Source organism: Dyadobacter sp. CY327, from assembly GCF_021390415.1.
GTDB lineage: Bacteria > Bacteroidota > Bacteroidia > Cytophagales > Spirosomataceae > Dyadobacter > Dyadobacter chenhuakuii.
Genome location: NZ_JAJUXJ010000007.1, coordinates 870,111 through 888,894 on the forward strand (window position 1 = coordinate 870,111; position 18,784 = coordinate 888,894).

Genomic DNA, 18,784 nt, shown 5'->3' on the forward strand with positions numbered 1-18,784 from the left:
TTAGCCGAGTCCTCAATAGCTGATTGGGTACAAGCCTCAATGTCTATTGTGCAAGCAGTGGCAGCTTGTTTCGGTATATACTTTATAGTCCAGTCTTTTAAGCAAGCAAATAAAAACATTGATTAGCAAATTGCGAGTTTGCGAAATTCTGTGCGCCCAAGAGTACAAATTATAGATCCGGATCCAGAAGCTTATAAAAATTTTGAAAACGTAACTGGAATAATTGCGTTAAGCATAGGAAATCGAGATGCCTCTCAACTGAAAATGGTTCCTGCTCCGAATCAAAAATTTTTCTTTTATAAACCGAATCATCAGGAGTTTAAATATTGGTATATAGATCATGCTCCGGTCGGCGAGAGTGTCACATTTGCATATGATTACGACTTTATGGATCTGGATCCAATAAAGTCTGTTAGCGCTACTGCTGAACTTGTGTTAACTTTCGTAGATGAGAATGGTTATTCTTATCAACAATCCATACAAGCAGGTATTAAGGATGGCCGGGCTCAGATCGCTGTGTTATTAGATGTTATATATATAAACACTTGATGCGGACGTCTAGGTGTCTTACAAATTTTACTTATTTAGCTAAAAAAAATTATGGAAATTCAACATTGGGTTGTAATTGTGATTGTAGTTGTTTTTGCAGCCGTCGCAATTGCTACTGTAAGGTCAAACATCAGTTCGGGAAGTCTGGCGATCAAGACCGACAATCGATATAGGAAGAATAACGCAGTTGTTCGCGGTGAAAGTAATCGTGTCCGTCAAGGAAAATCACATTCTGATGAGATATCTAGCGAAAACAAGTCAGATGTTGATGGTAAAAATAATGATTTAACCCAGGAGTGAATGTTCAACAAACATCAAATTAGTAACATCTATATTAACGGGTCAAATAATCTTGTGATCCAATGTGCAACAGGGGAAGAATTAGTTCACCCTATTTCTGAGTTAATTGAAAGACTAACCGAGTCGCATACAAAGCGAATATCTGACCTTGAGTCCGCGATAATTGATAAAACCGAAATTAATAATTATAACAAACGGGAGATCAATGAACTAGGCGAGGAGTTAGCAAAAGAGAGATACGAAAAAGAGGCGCTGACTAAAAAGGTTGAAGATCTACTTAGAACGTTGAGTAATAAGGACTTTTCGAAGTTAAGCGATGCTCATAAGGAATCTATTAATCTTCTTATTCAAGGAAACGTAAAAGGTGCAATTAATGCACTTAACGACTTGACAATGGATAGCGCACTTGCCGAGATCGAAGATAGTGAAACTCAACTGGCCGACAAGAAAAGGAAAATTTGTGAAGCGTTATTTTTCAAGTCGCAACTGTTAATAATTGAAAATGATTTTGACGCTGCCTTAGATAATGCTTTGAAAGCTGTCAAGGTTTGTCCTACGCTGCCTAATTTTATTAATGCGATTAATCTCTCTTATATCGCCGAAAAATTCGACAAGTGTAATGAACTAATTGCGGAAGCATTATTAATCAGTAGCGACAACAACGATTTAAGCCAAATTTTATACTATAAGGGTATGTTGGCATTACGATTAAGCCATTTTGGTGTTGCAAAGGAGACGCTTGAGAAGGCAATTGAAATTACTTCTGGTAGGGACGATGAAACTTTGGATAGAATATGCCAGTTATATTCGTCATTTGCGGAACTTGAAAAGTCGGACAACGAGGAGAAAAAGGCAGAAGATTTATTAATGAAATCGCTTGAAATTCAACGAGACTTAGTAAGTAGGCATCCGCAAAATTATCTTTCTGGGCTGGCTGACTCACTGAAAAAAATGGCGAAGCATTATGTAGATAACAATCGATATGAGCAAGCTATACCCCTGTACGATCAATCACTGCAGTTATATCTAAGTCTGGTAAGTTCATCTAAGCATTACCTGGTTAGTCTTGCCGGGCTATATAACGAGATGGGAGTGTTATATCGACGGCTCGGTTCCTCTGACGATTCAAAAAAGTTCTACGACTTAGCGCTAGAGTTAACTGAGGATCCCTCTTTCCACACAGTTTCTGCACGGGTACTCTTAGGCAATTTACGAAATAATCTTGGAGTTCTTTACTTAAACTCTGGTAATCTGCCAAACGCAGAAAGAGCCTTCTCAGAGGCCTTAAAAATTAGGCGTGAGATAAGTGCAGTGAATCCGGATGCATATTGGCGATCATTGATTGAATCATTAGTTAACGTTGCAAATGTCAAAACGGATTTGGAATTGTTTGGCAATGCAAAAGAGAATTATCTTGAATGTCTAGCAATAATTGAGGGCTATAATATTGACAAACTGCCGCATTTCGAAAATACTATTGCACTTATCAAGCATAATTTGGCAGGTGTTTATTTACTAGAAGAAAATTACCTAGACGCAGAGAAAATGTGCTCGAAAGTATACACATAAGGCGTGAATTAGCTAAAAAGTCTCCTACTATCTATGAGCCGCTTCTGGCGAGGTCTTTACTAAGATTGGGAGACATTCGTGCCTTCATTGGAGATTTACCCCAGGCTCAGATCCGGTACCATGAGGGCTTAGATATCCAACGACGTTATATTTCCGTAAGTAGCGAACAGACCGGCCATTTTCTGCGTATGGCAGTTGACGTTGCTAAATTTTACCAAGTCAAAATTATGAACAATGATGCGTCACTCGTCCTTATTAGAGAGGCACTCTCAGCACTTAGGACGCCAGCAATGATAGGCAGACACTATGCTTTGGTGGAAGATGCGCGGAAAATTGTTGAAAACTGTGGCGTTGACTGGTCACAGTTCCTAGCTAGTCTTGTAATTATTTAGATATTCGTATTTCTTTCGTCGTATATTCTGCTATCTAGTAAGCCGGTGCCTAGGATATCCCATTTAGCGAGTCTGTTTTTAGTTCCTGATCCGCCAACAGTGCCAGAGCTTCCAGAGTAAGAAATAACACCGATAGAAATGTTATAGCTAATTTCTGAAGACCATATAATGCATTGGGGGATATTTTTAATGTTGGACTATATCTTGATTGCTATCGGTATAATTACAGTATTAGCGACTCTTATTTCTACATTTCCGATTTACAAAGGTGATAACCATCAAAAAAATATTATTATGAGCGTGTAAGCTTCCCTAAGAACAGAGTGGTGATGAATTAGACAAATTTTCTAATTTTAATCTGCTATGAAACGAAACACATTCACCGCGCGGCGTCCGCAGAAACTCAGATCGTCAAAATCCTCAAAGACCTGGATTCTGGCAAACAGGCAATTGACGTCGCTCGGGAAAATGGCGTCTCTAAGGCGACATTGTACAATTAGCGTAAGAAGTACAGCGGTATGGGTGCTTCGGAACTTTCTGAATTGAAGGCACTCAAGGAGGAGAACCGCCGTCTGAAACACATGTATGCGGAATTAGCTCTTGATCACAGACTTGCAAAAGAGATCATCGAAAAAAAGCTTTAAAGCCTGCTCAGAAACGGCTAATTGTTTCCAATATTTCTCAGGACACTGGGTTTAGCATTGAGCGGGCGTGTAGAGTTTTGCATTTAAGTACCGGTGTCTTTTATTACAAAACTGTCAAGAACGACCTGCCTGTTATAGATATGCTTAATGAGTTGGCAGAAGAACATCCGACAAGGGGTTTTGATTGGTATTACGGTAATTTGAGGAACAGAGGCCTACAATGGAATCGCAAACGGGTGCTTCGAATTTATCGAAGTATGGATCTCAAATTAAGGCGTAAGCGAAAAAAAGACGTATTCTAAAAAGGCCGAAACAGCCTTTAATCAAGGCAAAGGCTTTGAATGAAACCTGGAGTATGGATTTTGTAAGTGATGCTCTTAGCTCGGGCAGACGTGTGCGAACATTAATAGTCATGGATGATGCCAGCAGAGAGGTGCTTGCAGCACATGCGGACTATTCCATTTGTGCCGGTAAAGTGATACATGTTTTGCAGCAGTTAGAGTTGGAACGAGGGTTGCCATTATCAATAAGAACTGACAATGGCCCGGAGTTCATCAGCAAGAAACTGGCTAAATTGGTGCGAAGAAAAGCAGATTGAGCAAAAATTCATCCAGCCGGGAAAGCCAATGCAGAATGGTTACAATGAAAGATTAAACAGAACCTACAGGGAAGACGTCCTGGATGCTTACTTCTTTGATTCTTTGGAACAGCTGCGCATTTTGTCAGACAAATGGCTTGATAATTACAACAGTAAACATCCGCACAGGTCAATGAAAGGATTAACCCCAAATCAAAAGCGCACACTGCTAAAAGAAAGCGCCATGAAAAAAGAAGAGTTAACCATTGAAATCAACAACCAAGTCTAAATCACAGCTCCTCTAAAAATGGGAAGCCTACGAATCCTATGGAAGCCTCAAAGACATTGCGCAGGTTTTACAGGAAAATGCTTCTATGCGCGTTCAAATCGTTGGGCATACAGATTCCGATGGAAATGATGATGCAAATCTCGACTTGTCGAAGCGCCGTGCCGCTGCTATTAAAGAATCTCTTATTACAGTTTTCAAAGTGGACGCCTCACGGATTGAAACAGAAGGCAAAGGAGAATCGCAGCCAGCAGATTCGAATGATACGACCATAGCAAAGGCAAATAACCGCCGCGTCGAATTTGTCAGACTTTAGCAATTGTGGTGGTGATAGTTGCTGTTGAGAACTTTTTTAGGGAGAAGCTAAATGTTCATATTATCATTAATGAATTTCTGTTTGTTTGGTTGAAGTAACAAGCCGTTGTCTATAAGGCCGTTAAACCAGTGAGAAAATCGTTTTGCTCCCAGAAAATTTAGGTGTCCAAGGTCACCAAATTCTGAATTTTCTATCGGAAAGTCTTTGAAATCTAAAAAGTCGACATGGGCAAATCTCGTTTTAACTACTTTTTGAAATAGCTTCTCATTAGATACCATTGGATGCTTTTTGTGAATAGGGCTTCGCATTAAATACACACTTATATTCCTGGATTGACAATAGTTAATTATTTTTTCTAAATAACCTAAATTGTATTCAGATGTATGCATTGCGTTAGTAGCCTTGATTTTATTCGTTTCTAACTTTTTAATTTCATTTTCCACGTTGCTTTTAACTAAGTACCGGTATGCTCCTCTGTTTTCTACAAATGAACAATTGGAAGTAACTATCAGTTTGATGTTTTGACGTAAACTCTTTTTAATGCCGTTGACAAGGCCCATCGGGTTTTTGTCAAATAATAAACTTACCCCATCTGAATCTATAAATGGGCCGTAGAGTTGATACTTAAACGGTAAATATTCGTTACCCCAAATCCAGCCTGTCATGATCGAATCAACCTGATTGTTTGTAAGTTCAATAAAAACAGATTTTATGTTTTTATTGCTATTTAATAAAGGTTTCAAGGTATAATAGTTGTAAAAATAGGAGGTTCCTGAAGACGCCATATTTTTGCAATTTTTTATTATTGTATCATTATATGCGCATTCCGGGTGCGAATGACCAATAAGAATTTTATCAATATTGGCACTTACTTTATATTGGGTTTTCGCTCTAAGTGATTCATTACTGACGATGCTGCCAACAATAAAAATGGAGAATAGAATTACCAACAATGTAGTAAAACCAGTGATGTTATTTAGAAAATTTTTCATTTATATTAAAACTGAAAATAAATAAATGTTTGATTTTCGCCTGTAAATAAGAAGATTAATATAACCACCGAATAGTAAAAACCCCAGCGAACAGGCTTGTTCCAGCTCATTCCCAATTTCTCGATGGCATATTTATCTTCCCTCCCAAGCCACTCGATTAAAACAAACAGCCCGATAAGAATAGCCGTCACCAAAGATTTTGTATCTCCTTCGAAACTGGGAATTGTGAATAATGAAGCTGAAAATATTTCAGCTATAAAATTAAAGGCATGCGATACATTGTTGGCTCGAAAGAAGATCCAGGCGAATACCGTTAATCCGAATGTCGATATAATTGCAAAAAAATCGCTTACTGTTGGAAACAACCTTCCTTTTGCTACAATTTCAAGATTGTTTCTGTTCGTATTGGAAATAATTGACGGTAGTATATATACGGCATTTAAGACTCCCCAAATTATAAATGTCCAATTTGCCCCATGCCAAAAGCCACTTACTATAAAGATGATAAATGTATTGCGTATTTTCATCCATACACCTCCTTTGCTGCCTCCCAAAGGAATGTATAGATAATCCTTAAACCAGGATGAGAGTGAAATGTGCCAACGTCGCCAGAATTCGGCGATATCCCGTGAGAAGTAAGGGTAGGCGAAATTTCTCAGAAGCTCAATACCAAACAATCTGGCTGTGCCTAGTGCGATATCCGAGTATCCTGAAAAGTCGCAGTAAATCTGAAACGTAAAGAATAGGGCGCCTATTACAAGCGTGCTTCCTGAATTTGCGTCAGAATTATTGAAAATCGTATTTGCATATTCAGCAGAATTGTCGGCTATAACTATTTTCTTGAACAAACCCCATAAAATTTGCCGAAGCCCGTCAATGGCTTTTGACGAATTGAATGTCCTTACCTTAACCAACTGAGGTAGCAGATGCGTTCCTCTCTCAATAGGCCCAGCTACGAGCAAAGGGAAAAAGCTAACAAACAGCGAGTAGGAAATGAAGTCTCGTTCCGGTTGAAGTCTTCCCTTGTAAATATCAATAACATAGGACAGTCCGTGAAAGGTGTAGAAGGATATGCCTATTGGTAATATAACCTGCAATGTTTGAAGATTGGCTTGAAATCCCAATAACGCTAATCCACTGGCAAACGAATCGGCAAAGAAGTTGTAATATTTAAAAATACCAAGAAACCCGAGATTGATACCAATGCTTAACCATAGCCAGAACTTTTTACTTCTATGGTTAGCGCTTTCATGTATCTTAATTCCGGTAATATAATCCAGCAGGGTAGAGAATACCAGTAGCAGCATGAATCGCCAGTCCCAACATGAGTAGAAAAAGTAGCTGGAAAATAGCAATACAATGTTTTGGAGTTTGAGATTTTGTTTCGCTAGAAACCAATGTACGAAGAATACAATGGGTAAAAACAGAGCAAAGTGAATTGAATTGAAAAGCATATTTTTGATTTACAGATCTTGACTATTTTCATCATGTGTTGAGTTATATGAACGAATAATTGATTGCAATAAAATGACTATATCACCTGAGAATTTTCGGGATATTATGTCGCGTTGAGTAGTAAAACTGAATACGCTGAGATTTCAGTTTAGTATTAGAAGTGTCCGTCTAAATTAGAACAATATTGTTAGGGTTTCTTTACAACTTATTAAACGGTAATTCTGGCTTAGTTCGCGGGTTCACCAAGCGAAAGGCGGGCCATTGTCAATCCGACAAGACCCGCCCCAATGATGCGCTGGACTAGGTGACACTTACGATTTGCCGAAAAACTCTCCGAAATGTTGTTCTTCGGGTTTATTTTGCATGAACTGTTATGATCTCTTGCATCCGGGCGCTGTAGGGCGGCGACAGTTTGTCCTGTTTCATTTTCCAGTGCACATTCAAATCATGACTTGCTAGCAGCACCTTGTTTTGCCCCATGGTTTTATTAAGCTTGTCCATGATCACCATTAAATTTCCATGACGAGGATCGGTGTTGTCAAAAATCTGCTGCTACCTGGCATCTGCCGGAGTCAGATCCATTACAATTATGCCTGCTTTTTTGTATCTATAACCTTCCTTAAATACTTTTTTCAATGCATTTAGTGCAAATTGGGCAAGTTCGACAGCCGAATGGGTAGGGAAAGGAAGGTCTATGGTAATCGATTTATTATATTGCGGCTGGGCAGGGCGGAAAGTGTTTGCGTGACATTGCTCATACTCGTGCCTTTCACCCGCCCATAAAATGTACTTGCCGGATTTTTTACAATCTCTTTTTGCAAATCAATTTCCAGGTCAACGAAGTCGGCGGCAGGAGATGAAAAACCGGCACTAATGGAAGGGATTACTGCCGTAAGCCAGATATTGCTGGACAGCTGCCAATAAATGCTTAATGACTGACCGCCAAAAATCTCCTCCATCTCCTTTTGCTCTTTGCAAAGATTACAAAGGCAAAGGAAGAAAACAAGCGGTTTAATGGAAATATTCCATTGTTGTGGATTTATTCCATTTTTGTTATCTCTGGGAAATCTTTATCTTGTAAAGTGACTCAACCAACGTTTCTGATTTAAATATTGAGGTTATGTGCTATCATGTGTCGAATGAAAGTGATGTTGAAACTTTGAAAGCAGAATTCAAACTCCCTGTTGACAAACTTGAACAATTCAAAAAACGATACGACTTCAATGGTTTTGAAAAGCCGTTTTTGCCCGTAATGACTTCTCCGAAATCGCTCGACTTGTTCAGGTGGCGGCTGGTTCCGCCTAATATTGACGATGAAACAACTTTCAGGTTCAATACATTGAATGCAACCAACTATGACTTGTTTAACCGGGACAAAATGTGGTCGAAGTATGCGAAGCATAACCGATGCCTGGTGCTATGCTCGGGATTTTTTGAGCATCATTACCCGGATCTGAATAACAAAAAGAATTATGAATCCTGGTACATTAAGCCTCGGGAAAAAAAGTTTTTCGCAATGGGCGCGATCTATTCTACATGGAAGGGAACGAACACGTTTTCCATTGTCACCCAGGAGGCGAGTCCCATGATCGGTGCGATACATAATGATGGTAAGCGACAGCCGCTGATATTGAAGGGAGACGCCGCACTGTCCTGGATGATACCCAGCCTGATTGAAAACGAGATTATGGATCTAACTTATTTTCAGTATCCGGAAGATAAACTCTCAGCATATCGGGTCATCGATGGAGTTTACAGCAATCAAATAGATACTAACCTTCCCCAGGTGCTGGATCCTTATGGGCAACTGGCTAAGAAAGCGGCATAGTATGTAGTTGGTCTGAGCTCAATTCATGATTCCTACCGCAATGTTATAATTTGGCTGTACTTTACAGTACTACCATCAGCCGCAATGGAGCTGAGGCTTATCAGGAAGCCATTTCGACCAACTTTGACATTTTTCATGCGTGAGGACAAGGAAGCTTGTTTGCAGGCAGGAATGGATCATTATTTGTCTAAACCGCTGCGGCTTGATGAAATCAAGGCGGCCCTTCAACTGGGTTTTAAGCAGATAAAGGCATACTAGCAAAAAGAGGTTGCGAACACGCAACCTCTTTTCTTATTCATAACCTACGGCCATTTCTTTGACCAAGTTGTTTTACAAAACCTTATAATTTTGCCCGGTTTGACCGCCTGCCACGCTTTTGACATAAGCTTGCGCCACGCGATGCATTGAAACAGGCACGTGGCCAGGGAAAAATGGGAAATATCCAGGCGATTCTTCCACCACATCCGGTCCGACTGCATTGATCCGAACACCATTTTTGAGCTCGATAGCAGCGGCCCTCACAAAAGCGTCAATTGCACCATTTATTGCACTCACAGCAGCGCCCAGAATAATCGGGTCGTCTCCCATGGTTCCCGATGTTAATGTGAAAGAGCCGTTTGGATTAATGTACTTCTGGCCGATCAGCACGAGGTTCACCTGACCCATTAGCTTGCTGTCGACTCCGGCGCGGAACTCGTTTTCAGTCATGTCGGCGAGCGGGCCGAAATGGCCGTATCCGGCAGTGCTTACCACCGCGTCGAACGGGCCTACTTTTTCGAACAGGGCTTTGATAGAAGCTGCATCCGCGATGTCCACCTGGAAATCGCCGCTTTTTGAACCGACCTGAATAATCTCATTGCCGTTTTCCAATGCTTTTACGACGTGCTTACCAATAGTACCGGTAGCCCCGATAATAATAATTTTCATAGTAATGATTGTTTTACAAAAAAGAGGAAAGTTTAAACGTTAAGTGAGTTTCCTAACTTCTTCTGTAAAGGCGTTGCTGCCGAAGTTTTACTATCTGTTCCAAACACCAGTGCTGGACATTTGACCCTCAATTTACCGATTACTAACTCAACCTCACCAGTCAATCAACGGCTTTGAGAACAAAACGCTATTAACGTTTATTTGTGACGGCTTAATAAAGTTCTGATACACACACTATGCTTTAACCTATACGCACACTATATTTTATTTTGGGATACAAAAACATACAGGCTATCCCAATCAGTCGCAACGCCGGAAGCAATTGATCTAATGTTGCTCAGCAATCTGGATCAGGTTTCCGCAAGTGTCATCGAACACTGCAATCGTAACATTACCCATCGTTTTGGGCTCTCCGGTGAACATTACCCCCAGTTTCACCAGCTTTTCGTAACTTTCTCTGATATCATCGACACCAAACATGGTGGCTGGGATATGCGCATCAAACAATTCTTTCTGATACACCTTCGCAGGCCCGAAAGCAATCGGTTCCAGCAGCAGTTCCACCTGGTGATCGTCTTCCGGTGATACAACGGTCAGCCATTTATGCTCTCCAATGGGAATCTCATTTTTTACAACAAACCCCAGTTTTTCGGTATAAAATTGTTTTGCTTTTTCCTGGTCGTTGACCATTACGCTGGTTACAATGATTTTCATTTGCGTGAATTTTTAAGGTTTAGAATTTGAAATTAGGCAGTGGGAAGCGATTGCGTGGGTTTTCTTTTCAGTATCAGTGCACAAATCAAGGATACGATAAGGCCTACGGGCAATATTTCAAAGTAGGTAAATAAAATGACCATCAAAGGATTTTTATACATTTCGCGGTATCCATCCATTTTGACAGATTCGGCTTGCAACTCCTGCGCGCTTGCTCCTTCCTGCTGTAATTCCCGCATAACGTGCGTGGCGTAACGTTCCATAAATTCCGGAACGAACAAATAGTAATCTACCAGCCAGACAATCACGTAAATGGTCGAGGCAATTAAAGAAATATAAAGACCTATCTGAAATGCCTTGCCGAATGAAACAAAACCGCCATTGTATTTATCCCTGAAATTCCGGACACCTACGAAAATTAATGAAAAGGAGAGGAGCATGGCCGCATAGCCCAGCAGCATGTTCCCCTCAAAATTATTGCTGGAATAACAGACGGCGATGGACGACACCATGAACACCGACACAATGATCCCGGCAATGATGCCGCAGACAACGATTATTTTTCTCATAACGCGATTGTTTGGTTTGGTTAGGCAGCAAAAATGGCAAGTCGATCGCTAAATTAACTCATACTTTTGGGTGATTTTACCTTTGAAGGGACTTTTTCATACCAAAGTATGATTGGCTCCTAGGGGATGAGATTCAGGCGTTTGGCTTTTTCTACAGCCTGGGTGCGGCTCTTGACTTCCATTTTTTCGAATAATTTAGAGGAATGCGTTTTAACAGTGTTAAGGGAAACAAAAAGCTGCCCGGCAATTTCCTGATTACTCAGTCCTTCAGCGATGAGATTAAGCACTTCGAGCTCTCTTTTGCTCAGTCCCAGTAATGCCTGTTGCTGCTCATTGAACTGAAAACTTTTGCTTTCAATAAAAACCTCCTTCTCTATCACAACCGTCTCAACTTTGGGCTTAGTCAGTTTCATCGCGATCCAGATGCCCAGGCCTGTGAAAAGCAAGGCGATGGCGCCTGCATAGATTTCGAAGATATGATTGATGATGATAAACCGCAGTTCAAGCCACTTCAAAAGGAACAGCAGCATAGCCAGCGATATCCCGTAAAGAATGGTTGGTTTGTGCTTTTGAAGAAATTCCGAAGTCATTCAAAAATAACGGTTGGCAAAGTTGTCGCATCAAAAATAATGTTTCCACCGAATTAATGGCATTCAGATAACCATCTTTTTACAGCCGATTATAGCTAATGTAAATTACTTTTAATATTAATATAATGTATGCTAATTACAAATAGTATTAATAGTAAGAACAAAAAAAGAGGCCATGAATATTCATAGCCTCATTGCTTCGTATAGCGGACAATTGTAATATAATTCCCTCTTTCAAAGTAATATAACCTTACTTTGAAATAAACTTATTGAATCTGCTCTCTTTTCCATCGGCAGTTTCGCTCTGATATAGGAACTGCAGATCTCCCTCGTCGAACTTTTCAAAGAATTCGTCCCAGCCAATTTCTTCAAGCGTGTCTTTTCCGGTGTAGCCAGGGAAGTCAATTCTCAGTATGCCTGCTTCTGATTTTTTCTTATTCGTACCTTTCACCATTGCTGGTTTTCCGCCCCGCTGTTCCACCCAGGCACGAATCTCTTCATGATCGGTTGTGGTGTTGGACTTGGAATCTGAGTCGCTGTCCTTCTTCGCGCTGCTCTTGGAAGCCGTTTTAGACGCTGTTTTTGAGCCCGTCTTGGATGCGGCCTTTGTTTCACCTTTGTCTGCGGAACTTTTAGAGGCCGAAGTTGCCGACTTTTTTGAATCGCTCTTAGCAGCCGTTTTCGTTGTCGCATTATCTGCTGTGGACTTGGCAGCCGAAGTCGTCGATTTTTTCGGTTCTGATTTGGCGGCAGCTTTTGGAGCTGCCTTTGTTGCGGTTTTTGTTGCCGCCTTTTTAGTATCAGATTTTGCTGTTGTAGTAGCCATGATTATTGTTTGTTGATATACGCGTCTTATTAAAAAAGCATGCCGCAGACTTAACAAAAAAGGGTGCATCCAAAATATTGGATGCACCCGCTAAAAAGAAGAGGATCATGTGATTACCTTGAAGAAGATCCGCCAGGCATGTTGGCTAATTTAGCTTCGTCATCAGCTATCTTTCTCTTCAATGATTCAATGTCTTTTCTTAGATCATCCAGATGATCCGACGCTTTTCTGGCGCGCTTAGCATCTTTTCTGGCGCCGCTTGCACTGTTTCCTGCACGGCGTGCCAGCTTCTTGTCCTGTGGGTCACCGCCCAGTCGCTCGGCATTTTTCTGATTATCATCGGCCGATCGCTGCGCTTGTTCCGCTGTTTTTTCAACATCCCGGGTGGCGCCGTCCAGTTCATTTTCAAGTTTTGCGAGCTCGGTTTTGCGCTCATTCAATTTTTTATTCAGCTCAATACTCTCTTTTTGTTCTTTTAATGTATTGAGGGAATCCCGTGACACAACTTGTGCGGTCAGGGGCATGGCAACAGAGAGGAGTCCTAGCAGCGCTAGTGTCTGGATGGTCTTGATTTTCATATTGGTATATTGTAAGGTCAAAACAGAATTGCAATAATCGTGCCGCAAATAAATGCCTGACAGGATTGGAATAGCGGCTTTTTGTGGAATTATAAGCGGTTGTTCTCGGTTACCTAACAGGCTTAACGGCCTGTTTTTTCAACTCTATTATTACTAGCCATACTTTGAAAAATTTTCCAAAAGCTCTGCTGCTCATTTGGGGAATGACTTTAACAGCTTGCGAAGGCGTATTTCAGTACAATCCCAATCAGGTCATTTTTAAGGAAAACGAGACCAATTTAAATCAAAAAAACATTGACCGCATCCAGGCCATTCCTGTAAAGGACACGCTGCGGTTTATCCTAATGGGTGACACACAACGCTGGTATGATGAGACAGATGATTTTGTGAAAAGTGCCAACAGTCAAAAGGACGTTGCCTTTGTCGTGCATGCCGGTGACATTTCGGACTTCGGGCTTTCGCAGGAATTCAAATGGGTGAATAAAATTTTGGTCAAGCTTAATTGCCCTTACCTGACCGTTATCGGTAATCACGATCTTGTTGCCAATGGTCCCGCGGCCTACAAGAAAATCTACGGCCCTATGAATTACTCGTTCGAGTACGGGCACAACAAGTTTATTTTTATTAACACAAATTCAAGGGAATACATTTTCAACGGCTCGGTTCCCGACATTAACTGGCTGCAATCCCAACTGGCCGATAATCCGGACAATAAGAATGCGATCGTCGTGGCGCATATCCCACCTTTCGACGGAGATTTTGACCCGGCATTGGCGGATGATTACTCCGGCCTGCTTGCGAATGACAAGAATGTAAAGTTTACACTCTACGGTCACCAGCACACTTTCAAGGACGGAACGTTTTACAACGACGGTGTGCATTATTACCTCACAACCGCCATGGGAGAACGTGGATATTGGCTTTTGACAACCTGGAAAGGTGGTTATAAGGCAGAAAGAATTGAATACTGAATGCCATGAAAAAAATAATTTTACTACTTATCTTCCTTACGCCACTAACAAGCTCTGCACAAATCCGTGATGATGTGGATGCGAAACGGAAGTGGTTTATGCCGGACCATATCAAATTGCAATTCGCCGGGAACATTGGTTTTTTATCCGGCGGCCCAGGTTATATTTCCAGGAACAAAACATTGGAAACCGACTTGCTGTTTGGTTTTCTGCCCCAGAAGTTTGGGGGCGACGGTCTGGTAAGCACTACGCTCAAAACCACTTACTCGCCATGGAGTATTCCACTGAAAAGCGACTATTATATCAAACCGTTTTCACTTGGTTTTTATCTGAGCTACACCTTCGGGACACAGTTTAATACGAAACTTCCGGAACATTATCCCGTTGGTTATTACTGGTGGGCAACATCATTCCGGCCGGGCGCATATATCGGCGGAAAAATAGGAAAGGATGTGTCGATCAAGAATCGCCAGCGGTCAGTGGAAGTGTATTATGAGCTGGGGACCTACGACTTGTTACTGATCAGTTATGTCCAGAACACGGGTTACCTGCGTCCGTCGGACATTGTGAACCTGGCACTTGGCGTGAGATTTGGTTTTTAAACACTTTTCTCATCTGCTTTTCGGGCAATGTCGCGGATCACATCATCCAGTTCCTTGGCCGACATCAGCAGATGGTCCAGAAGTTCCTGTTTTTCAATGTCGGTATGCTCATAGTTTTTGATGAGGTCCACAATGCCCATGAGCCGAGCCAGCGGAGCGCGCACCACGTGCGATTGCAGGAAGGCGATTTCTTCCACATAATTCCTGAGCCGCGACTTGCTTGACGTGATTATTTCGGAATTCTTCCTGTTTTCAAGGATCATTTTTAAAATCGCAACGGCCCGGTCTATCACATTCAGCTCATCTTCATCCGGTGTTTTAATGTGGTCGTAATAAATGGCAAAAGTTGCGGCAACATTGCCCTCAGAATCCAGAATAGGGTGCGACCAGCACGAAAGCAGTTGATGGGGAAGGGCTAGCTGCCTGTAATTTTCCCAGCGCGCGTCATTCGCGATATCACTGGAAATCACCTTTTCTTTCAGGTAAGCCGCAGTCCCGCATGACCCGTGATTATTCCCGATATCAAGCCCGTTCAATGCTTGAATATAAGCGACCGGCAAACTTGGGGATGACCAGTTGTCCAGTTTACCATCCACAATGCCCGTTATGGAGCACTTCATCCGCGGATAAATCTGCTCAATGCCCAAGAGATACTCAGAAAGCACTTTTTGAAGCGAAATTTCTCTATCGGAATTTAAATCGAGGATCTTTTTTTCTAATTGTTCAAGGATTTCAAAGCGCTTGTTTTCCGTAACGTCCACCATTACACCGCGCAAAAGGGTAGGCACACCATTGGTTTTGATGACTGAGACAATGTCTTTCAGCCACACAATGTCGCCGGTTGCGGAAATCATCCGGTAATCAAAAATATGATTTTTCCCCTCCCGGAGCTGGCGGTGGCAATAGCCGATCGCCTGCTCACGGTCGTCGGGATGAATGCGGTCCTGCCAGAAATTTTTCGTGTTTATCCAAACTTCCGGTGCGTAGCCAAGAATGCGGACTGCCTGGTCGCTTACAAAGGAGAATTCCAATGTTGCTACATCGGCTTCCCAAACAATTCCATCGACGGTCTGCACCAGGGACTCGAACCGGTCCTCCCAATTTCCAACACGTGCAGCAGGTTTCGTAGCATTCCAGGTCTTGTCAAGGACCTTTCCATTAACCAAGCTCAAATCCATATTTCTGAATTTTGTTATTCGGGCACATCGTGGAGGTAAAAGCAGAGTATAATCACAATATATATTCAAAAAATCAATAAATCATGCTTTCGGTGAACTGATTTTTAACAGATATCTCCGGTTCGGGAGGTGTGATCGTTAACACGGGCAAAAAATACCCGTGTCAATTTTTATTTTTCCGCCTCAATTTTTCCTATCGCCGCTTCCAGGTCAATGCCTTCGCCGAGCACGGGTTTAAACAGATCTCCTTCATTTTCCAACCGGTCCATGGCATTCAGAATCGTAAAATGGCGCAGTTGCAAACCAATTTTTACCTCTTCCCAATGCAGCGGCATCGACACCGTTGCGCCTGGCTTGGGCCGCACGGAATAGGGAGCGGCAAGTGTTGCCTTGGGCCTGTTCTGGAGATAATCGATGTATAATTTCCCCTTCCGGTTTTTAGTCATCCGCTCGATGCTGGTGAAACTTGGCAATTCCTGTTGCACCTGGCTGGCGACCCATTGCGCAAAGAGCTGGCATTGATCGTACGAATATTTTGCGCCCAGCGGAATATAAATGTGCAGGCCTGTGGAGCCGGAGGTTTTGCAATAACTTTTGATATCCAGCGAGTCCAGCAACTGCTTGATAACGAGTGCCGTTTCTATCACTTGTTCGAATGTGTTGGTTGTGTCGGGATCGAGGTCGAGCAGGCACCAGTCGGGGTTGTCGGGTTTGTTGGTGCGGCTGTTCCAGGGGTTCATATCAATGCAACCCAAATTAGCCATATAGAGCAATGCAGCTTCATCATTGCATATCATGAAATTCTTTTCCTGTTCTTCGTCATTGGAGGTGTAAGGAAATGTTTCTACCCAGGCCGGCACTTTACCTGTAACATCCTTTTGATAAAAACTTTTGCCGTCGATCCCGTTCGGATAGCGGTTCAAAGACAACGGTCTTTTTTCCAGGTAGGGCAATATGAAAGGGGCTATCTGATAGTAGTAGTTGATGAGATCCCGCTTGGTGATTTTTTCCTGATGCCAGAAAATCTTGCTCAGGTTTGAAAACTTCACCTCATTACCATTGATTTTCCTAACCTGCGTCTCGTCGGTTGGATTAAGCAGCGTTTTACGTTTCGATTTTGCAGGCTTTGGAATAATTTCATCTTTTTTCTCCGACTTTTTGGCAGACTTAGCTTCCGGTTTCTTCTCCTCGTCAACCACTTGCTCGGTAGGCTGCTCGATCTCACGGACCACGTCTTTCGCCTTTTTATCTTCCCGCATTCCCTCAAATGACGGATGCCTGAATACGCCGTCCGAAGTCACTTCTGTAAAACTTACTTCACAAACAAGCTCCGGTTTAAGCCAGGTTGCATTTGCCTTCGGCGGATTGGGCCGGAAACGGGAAGGTTTGTTATAATCCGGCGTTTCCTTGAATGGGCTGTTCTCTGTTTCCAGCGGTTTGAAGAGTTCCAGCATTTCCTTTTGCTGCTTATCCTTAAAACCAGTCCCCACCTTTCCCACATACTGCAGAACGCCCTGGTCATACGCAGCAAGAAGCAGCGCACTGAAATGCTTCGACGTGCCTGCATTACGGGTATAGCCCGCAATGATCACTTCCTGCCGTTTGTTAACCTTGATTTTAAGCCAGTCATTCGTCCGCAGCCCGGCAAGATAAGGGCTGTCGGATCGTTTAGCGATAATGCCTTCCAGGCCCATTTCCCGTGCTGCCTCAAAAAAACCAGTTCCCTCCGAAGCAATGCTGTAACCAATCCGGACCGGACTGTCCTCTGTAACAATGCTTTGCAGAATGGCTTTCCGCTCGGTCAGAGGCAAATGCATCAGGCTTTTGCCTTCATACCAAAGAATATCGAACACATAGTAAATCAATTCTCCGTCCGCCTCGCTCCGCCAGTTTTGCAGAGCGCCAAAATCCGAATGGCCTTTTTCATTGATCACAACAACCTCACCATCCAGCACAGCATTGATTTTCCAATCGCAAAGGCCTTCATGGATAGGATAGAACTTGTCATTGAAAGATTTTTTATTGCGTGATTTCAGCTCTGTAACGCCTTTATTCATGTAGGCAATGGCACGGTAACCATCCCATTTGACCTCGTATTCCCAACCGGGATCATCGAAAGGCCCATCCACTAGCGTAGCGAGCATGGGCACAATGTCTTCAGGGAATGCCGCTTTTTTACCTTTCTTCAGAAGCGCTGCGGCACTTTTTTCGTCAGATTTATCATCCTTTTCATTTGCTATATATTCGTCTATCGGAGCGGCTTCGTCTTCCTTATCTTTCTTTTTTTCGGCTTTGTCAGCCTTCTTTTTGTCCGCTTTCGATTCTCCGTAAACGTTGTCTGTGGTCGCTTTTATTCCTTCCAGTGTTTTGTTTGAGATAACCGATTTGTCTTTTTTCGTAATGTCCGCGTCTGAGGCAAATTTATCCCTGTGCTTAATGAGCAGCCAGGAGTTCTCTGACATGCCTTTTGTTTTGACCAATGCAAATTCACCTTTCAGTTTCTTGCCTTTCATTCTGATCTTCACGGAGCCGGAGGCAAGTTCTTTGAGTAGTATTTTTTCTTTCTCTTTCTTTGTCTTTGCCTCTTCCAATGGCTCATAAGTGCCTTCATCCCAAACCATTACAGTTCCTGCGCCGTAGTTGCCTTTCGGGATTATGCCTTCAAAATCTTTATAATCATAAGGATGATCCTCCACCATCATCGCCAGCCGCTTCGTTGCGGGGTCCAGCGAAGGGCCTTTGGGGACCGCCCAGCTTTTCAGCACACCATCCATTTCCAGCCTGAAATCATAATGGAGCCTGGACGCATGATGTTTCTGGATGACAAAAATGAGTTCTTCCGAATCAGCTTTACCGCCTTTTGGTTCAGGTGTTTTCTCAAATGAACGTTTCTCGTTGTATTTGGTCAGGCTCATGATTTT

Annotated in this window: 24 protein-coding genes and 1 pseudogene; 12 read left to right on the forward strand and 13 right to left on the reverse strand. The window is 42.4% G+C overall.

All coding sequences use genetic code 11. The annotated features are described in order from the left end of the window. The first annotated feature begins 150 nt into the window (after positions 1–150). The 8 genes and pseudogenes from LZG74_RS20035 to LZG74_RS20055 all read left to right on the forward strand — a co-directional run. Positions 151–549, forward strand: a complete 399-nt coding sequence (locus LZG74_RS20035; protein ID WP_233798281.1) for a hypothetical protein — start codon at positions 151–153, stop codon at positions 547–549. 51 nt (positions 550–600) lie between these two features. After that, positions 601–849, forward strand: a complete 249-nt coding sequence (locus LZG74_RS20040; protein WP_233798282.1) for a hypothetical protein — start codon at positions 601–603, stop codon at positions 847–849. After that, positions 850–2,418, forward strand: a complete 1,569-nt coding sequence (locus LZG74_RS20045; RefSeq protein ID WP_233798283.1) for a tetratricopeptide repeat protein — start codon at positions 850–852, stop codon at positions 2,416–2,418. It abuts the gene before it with no gap. A 910-nt stretch (positions 2,419–3,328) separates the two neighbouring features. Next, positions 3,329–3,454, forward strand: coding sequence for a hypothetical protein (locus tag LZG74_RS26270; protein ID WP_255699441.1), 126 nt, complete (start codon positions 3,329–3,331; stop codon positions 3,452–3,454). Between the two features lie 140 nt (positions 3,455–3,594). Next, positions 3,595–3,756, forward strand: coding sequence for an IS3 family transposase (locus tag LZG74_RS26595; protein WP_409014510.1), 162 nt, complete (start codon positions 3,595–3,597; stop codon positions 3,754–3,756). Between the two features lie 53 nt (positions 3,757–3,809). After that, positions 3,810–4,052, forward strand: coding sequence for a DDE-type integrase/transposase/recombinase (locus tag LZG74_RS26600; RefSeq protein ID WP_409014511.1), 243 nt, complete (start codon positions 3,810–3,812; stop codon positions 4,050–4,052). Continuing rightward, positions 3,994–4,320: a transposase gene (locus LZG74_RS20050; RefSeq protein ID WP_233798284.1), complete on the forward strand. Its 327-nt coding sequence runs from the start codon at positions 3,994–3,996 to the stop codon at positions 4,318–4,320. The genes LZG74_RS26600 and LZG74_RS20050 overlap by 59 nt, the downstream gene beginning before the upstream one ends. A gap of 46 nt (positions 4,321–4,366) precedes the next feature. Continuing rightward, a pseudogene (locus LZG74_RS20055) lies at positions 4,367–4,633 on the forward strand (OmpA family protein); the annotation flags it as partial. 47 nt (positions 4,634–4,680) lie between these two features. Here LZG74_RS20055 and LZG74_RS20060 read toward each other — a convergent pair. The 5 genes from LZG74_RS20060 to LZG74_RS20075 all read right to left on the reverse strand — a co-directional run bounded on the left by LZG74_RS20060 (position 4,681) and on the right by LZG74_RS20075 (position 8,039). Beyond that, positions 4,681–5,625, reverse strand: coding sequence for a hypothetical protein (locus LZG74_RS20060; protein ID WP_233798286.1), 945 nt, complete (start codon positions 5,623–5,625; stop codon positions 4,681–4,683). Positions 5,626–5,630: 5 nt separating this feature from the next. Continuing rightward, positions 5,631–6,932, reverse strand: coding sequence for an MBOAT family O-acyltransferase (locus LZG74_RS20065; RefSeq protein WP_310589355.1), 1,302 nt, complete (start codon positions 6,930–6,932; stop codon positions 5,631–5,633). Positions 6,933–7,434: 502 nt separating this feature from the next. Continuing rightward, positions 7,435–7,590: a DUF4113 domain-containing protein gene (locus LZG74_RS20070; RefSeq protein WP_255699442.1), complete on the reverse strand. Its 156-nt coding sequence runs from the start codon at positions 7,588–7,590 to the stop codon at positions 7,435–7,437. Between the two features lie 42 nt (positions 7,591–7,632). Further along, positions 7,633–7,866 carry a hypothetical protein gene (locus tag LZG74_RS26605; RefSeq protein WP_409014520.1) on the reverse strand — a complete coding sequence of 78 codons (234 nt, stop codon included), beginning with the start codon at positions 7,864–7,866 and terminating at the stop codon, positions 7,633–7,635. After that, on the reverse strand, positions 7,773–8,039 hold the full coding sequence (locus LZG74_RS20075) for a LexA family transcriptional regulator (RefSeq protein ID WP_233798289.1): 267 nt from the start codon (positions 8,037–8,039) through the stop codon (positions 7,773–7,775). Before LZG74_RS20075 ends, LZG74_RS26605 begins: the two co-directional genes overlap by 94 nt. A 161-nt stretch (positions 8,040–8,200) precedes the next feature. Between LZG74_RS20075 and LZG74_RS20080 the strand changes: the two genes are divergently transcribed. Next, the gene (locus LZG74_RS20080; protein WP_233798290.1) at positions 8,201–8,908 is read left to right on the forward strand and encodes an SOS response-associated peptidase; all 708 of its coding nucleotides are present in this window, start codon (positions 8,201–8,203) and stop codon (positions 8,906–8,908) included. A gap of 84 nt (positions 8,909–8,992) precedes the next feature. Beyond that, a complete protein-coding gene (locus LZG74_RS20085; RefSeq protein WP_233798291.1) occupies positions 8,993–9,166 on the forward strand; it encodes a hypothetical protein in 174 nt (57 codons plus the stop codon). A 72-nt stretch (positions 9,167–9,238) separates the two neighbouring features. Here the strand turns inward: LZG74_RS20085 and LZG74_RS20090 are convergent, their stop codons facing one another. From LZG74_RS20090 to LZG74_RS20115, 6 genes are all read right to left on the reverse strand, one after another. After that, positions 9,239–9,835, reverse strand: coding sequence for a short chain dehydrogenase (locus LZG74_RS20090; protein WP_026632143.1), 597 nt, complete (start codon positions 9,833–9,835; stop codon positions 9,239–9,241). A 327-nt stretch (positions 9,836–10,162) separates the two neighbouring features. Beyond that, positions 10,163–10,549, reverse strand: coding sequence for a VOC family protein (locus LZG74_RS20095; protein ID WP_233798292.1), 387 nt, complete (start codon positions 10,547–10,549; stop codon positions 10,163–10,165). A gap of 32 nt (positions 10,550–10,581) precedes the next feature. Beyond that, positions 10,582–11,118 (reverse strand): DUF4199 domain-containing protein, encoded by a 537-nt coding sequence (locus LZG74_RS20100; RefSeq protein WP_233798293.1) that lies wholly within the window; start codon positions 11,116–11,118, stop codon positions 10,582–10,584. Between the two features lie 119 nt (positions 11,119–11,237). Continuing rightward, positions 11,238–11,708, reverse strand: coding sequence for a LuxR C-terminal-related transcriptional regulator (locus LZG74_RS20105; RefSeq protein ID WP_233798294.1), 471 nt, complete (start codon positions 11,706–11,708; stop codon positions 11,238–11,240). Between the two features lie 250 nt (positions 11,709–11,958). Beyond that, positions 11,959–12,534, reverse strand: coding sequence for a hypothetical protein (locus LZG74_RS20110; protein ID WP_233798295.1), 576 nt, complete (start codon positions 12,532–12,534; stop codon positions 11,959–11,961). 113 nt (positions 12,535–12,647) lie between these two features. Then, positions 12,648–13,112, reverse strand: coding sequence for a hypothetical protein (locus LZG74_RS20115; RefSeq protein ID WP_233798296.1), 465 nt, complete (start codon positions 13,110–13,112; stop codon positions 12,648–12,650). A gap of 203 nt (positions 13,113–13,315) precedes the next feature. Between LZG74_RS20115 and LZG74_RS20120 the strand changes: the two genes are divergently transcribed. Both LZG74_RS20120 and LZG74_RS20125 read left to right on the forward strand, forming a co-directional pair. After that, the gene (locus LZG74_RS20120; RefSeq protein WP_233798297.1) at positions 13,316–14,083 is read left to right on the forward strand and encodes a metallophosphoesterase; all 768 of its coding nucleotides are present in this window, start codon (positions 13,316–13,318) and stop codon (positions 14,081–14,083) included. A 5-nt stretch (positions 14,084–14,088) separates the two neighbouring features. Beyond that, entirely contained in the window at positions 14,089–14,685 is a 597-nt protein-coding gene (locus LZG74_RS20125; protein WP_233798298.1) for a hypothetical protein, read from the forward strand. Here the strand turns inward: LZG74_RS20125 and LZG74_RS20130 are convergent. Continuing rightward, positions 14,682–15,863, reverse strand: a complete 1,182-nt coding sequence (locus LZG74_RS20130) for a PAS domain-containing protein (protein WP_233798299.1) — start codon at positions 15,861–15,863, stop codon at positions 14,682–14,684. The genes LZG74_RS20125 and LZG74_RS20130 overlap by 4 nt on opposite strands. 170 nt (positions 15,864–16,033) lie before the next feature. Continuing rightward, on the reverse strand, positions 16,034–18,778 hold the full coding sequence (ligD, locus tag LZG74_RS20135; RefSeq protein WP_233798300.1) for a DNA ligase D: 2,745 nt from the start codon (positions 18,776–18,778) through the stop codon (positions 16,034–16,036). Positions 18,779–18,784 lie beyond the last annotated feature (6 nt).

Excerpts from the sequence above, each read along its gene's own strand:
- LZG74_RS20040 (WP_233798282.1), top strand. The coding sequence starts at position 601 with ATGGAAATTCAACATTGGGTTGTAATTGTGATTGTAGTTGTTTTTGCA.
- LZG74_RS20045 (WP_233798283.1), top strand. The coding sequence starts at position 850 with ATGTTCAACAAACATCAAATTAGTAACATCTATATTAACGGGTCAAAT.
- LZG74_RS26270 (WP_255699441.1), top strand. The coding sequence starts at position 3,329 with ATGGGTGCTTCGGAACTTTCTGAATTGAAGGCACTCAAGGAGGAGAAC.
- LZG74_RS26595 (WP_409014510.1), top strand. The coding sequence starts at position 3,595 with ATGCTTAATGAGTTGGCAGAAGAACATCCGACAAGGGGTTTTGATTGG.
- LZG74_RS26600 (WP_409014511.1), top strand. The coding sequence starts at position 3,810 with ATGGATTTTGTAAGTGATGCTCTTAGCTCGGGCAGACGTGTGCGAACA.
- LZG74_RS20050 (WP_233798284.1), top strand. The coding sequence starts at position 3,994 with ATGGCCCGGAGTTCATCAGCAAGAAACTGGCTAAATTGGTGCGAAGAA.
- LZG74_RS20060 (WP_233798286.1), bottom strand. The coding sequence starts at position 5,625 with ATGAAAAATTTTCTAAATAACATCACTGGTTTTACTACATTGTTGGTA.
- LZG74_RS20065 (WP_310589355.1), bottom strand. The coding sequence starts at position 6,932 with ATGCTGCTACTGGTATTCTCTACCCTGCTGGATTATATTACCGGAATT.
- LZG74_RS20070 (WP_255699442.1), bottom strand. The coding sequence starts at position 7,590 with ATGGTGATCATGGACAAGCTTAATAAAACCATGGGGCAAAACAAGGTG.
- LZG74_RS20075 (WP_233798289.1), bottom strand. The coding sequence starts at position 8,039 with ATGGAGGAGATTTTTGGCGGTCAGTCATTAAGCATTTATTGGCAGCTG.
- LZG74_RS20080 (WP_233798290.1), top strand. The coding sequence starts at position 8,201 with ATGTGCTATCATGTGTCGAATGAAAGTGATGTTGAAACTTTGAAAGCA.
- LZG74_RS20085 (WP_233798291.1), top strand. The coding sequence starts at position 8,993 with ATGGAGCTGAGGCTTATCAGGAAGCCATTTCGACCAACTTTGACATTT.
- LZG74_RS20090 (WP_026632143.1), bottom strand. The coding sequence starts at position 9,835 with ATGAAAATTATTATTATCGGGGCTACCGGTACTATTGGTAAGCACGTC.
- LZG74_RS20095 (WP_233798292.1), bottom strand. The coding sequence starts at position 10,549 with ATGAAAATCATTGTAACCAGCGTAATGGTCAACGACCAGGAAAAAGCA.
- LZG74_RS20100 (WP_233798293.1), bottom strand. The coding sequence starts at position 11,118 with ATGAGAAAAATAATCGTTGTCTGCGGCATCATTGCCGGGATCATTGTG.
- LZG74_RS20105 (WP_233798294.1), bottom strand. The coding sequence starts at position 11,708 with ATGACTTCGGAATTTCTTCAAAAGCACAAACCAACCATTCTTTACGGG.
- LZG74_RS20110 (WP_233798295.1), bottom strand. The coding sequence starts at position 12,534 with ATGGCTACTACAACAGCAAAATCTGATACTAAAAAGGCGGCAACAAAA.
- LZG74_RS20115 (WP_233798296.1), bottom strand. The coding sequence starts at position 13,112 with ATGAAAATCAAGACCATCCAGACACTAGCGCTGCTAGGACTCCTCTCT.
- LZG74_RS20120 (WP_233798297.1), top strand. The coding sequence starts at position 13,316 with ATGACTTTAACAGCTTGCGAAGGCGTATTTCAGTACAATCCCAATCAG.
- LZG74_RS20125 (WP_233798298.1), top strand. The coding sequence starts at position 14,089 with ATGAAAAAAATAATTTTACTACTTATCTTCCTTACGCCACTAACAAGC.
- LZG74_RS20130 (WP_233798299.1), bottom strand. The coding sequence starts at position 15,863 with ATGGATTTGAGCTTGGTTAATGGAAAGGTCCTTGACAAGACCTGGAAT.
- ligD (WP_233798300.1), bottom strand. The coding sequence starts at position 18,778 with ATGAGCCTGACCAAATACAACGAGAAACGTTCATTTGAGAAAACACCT.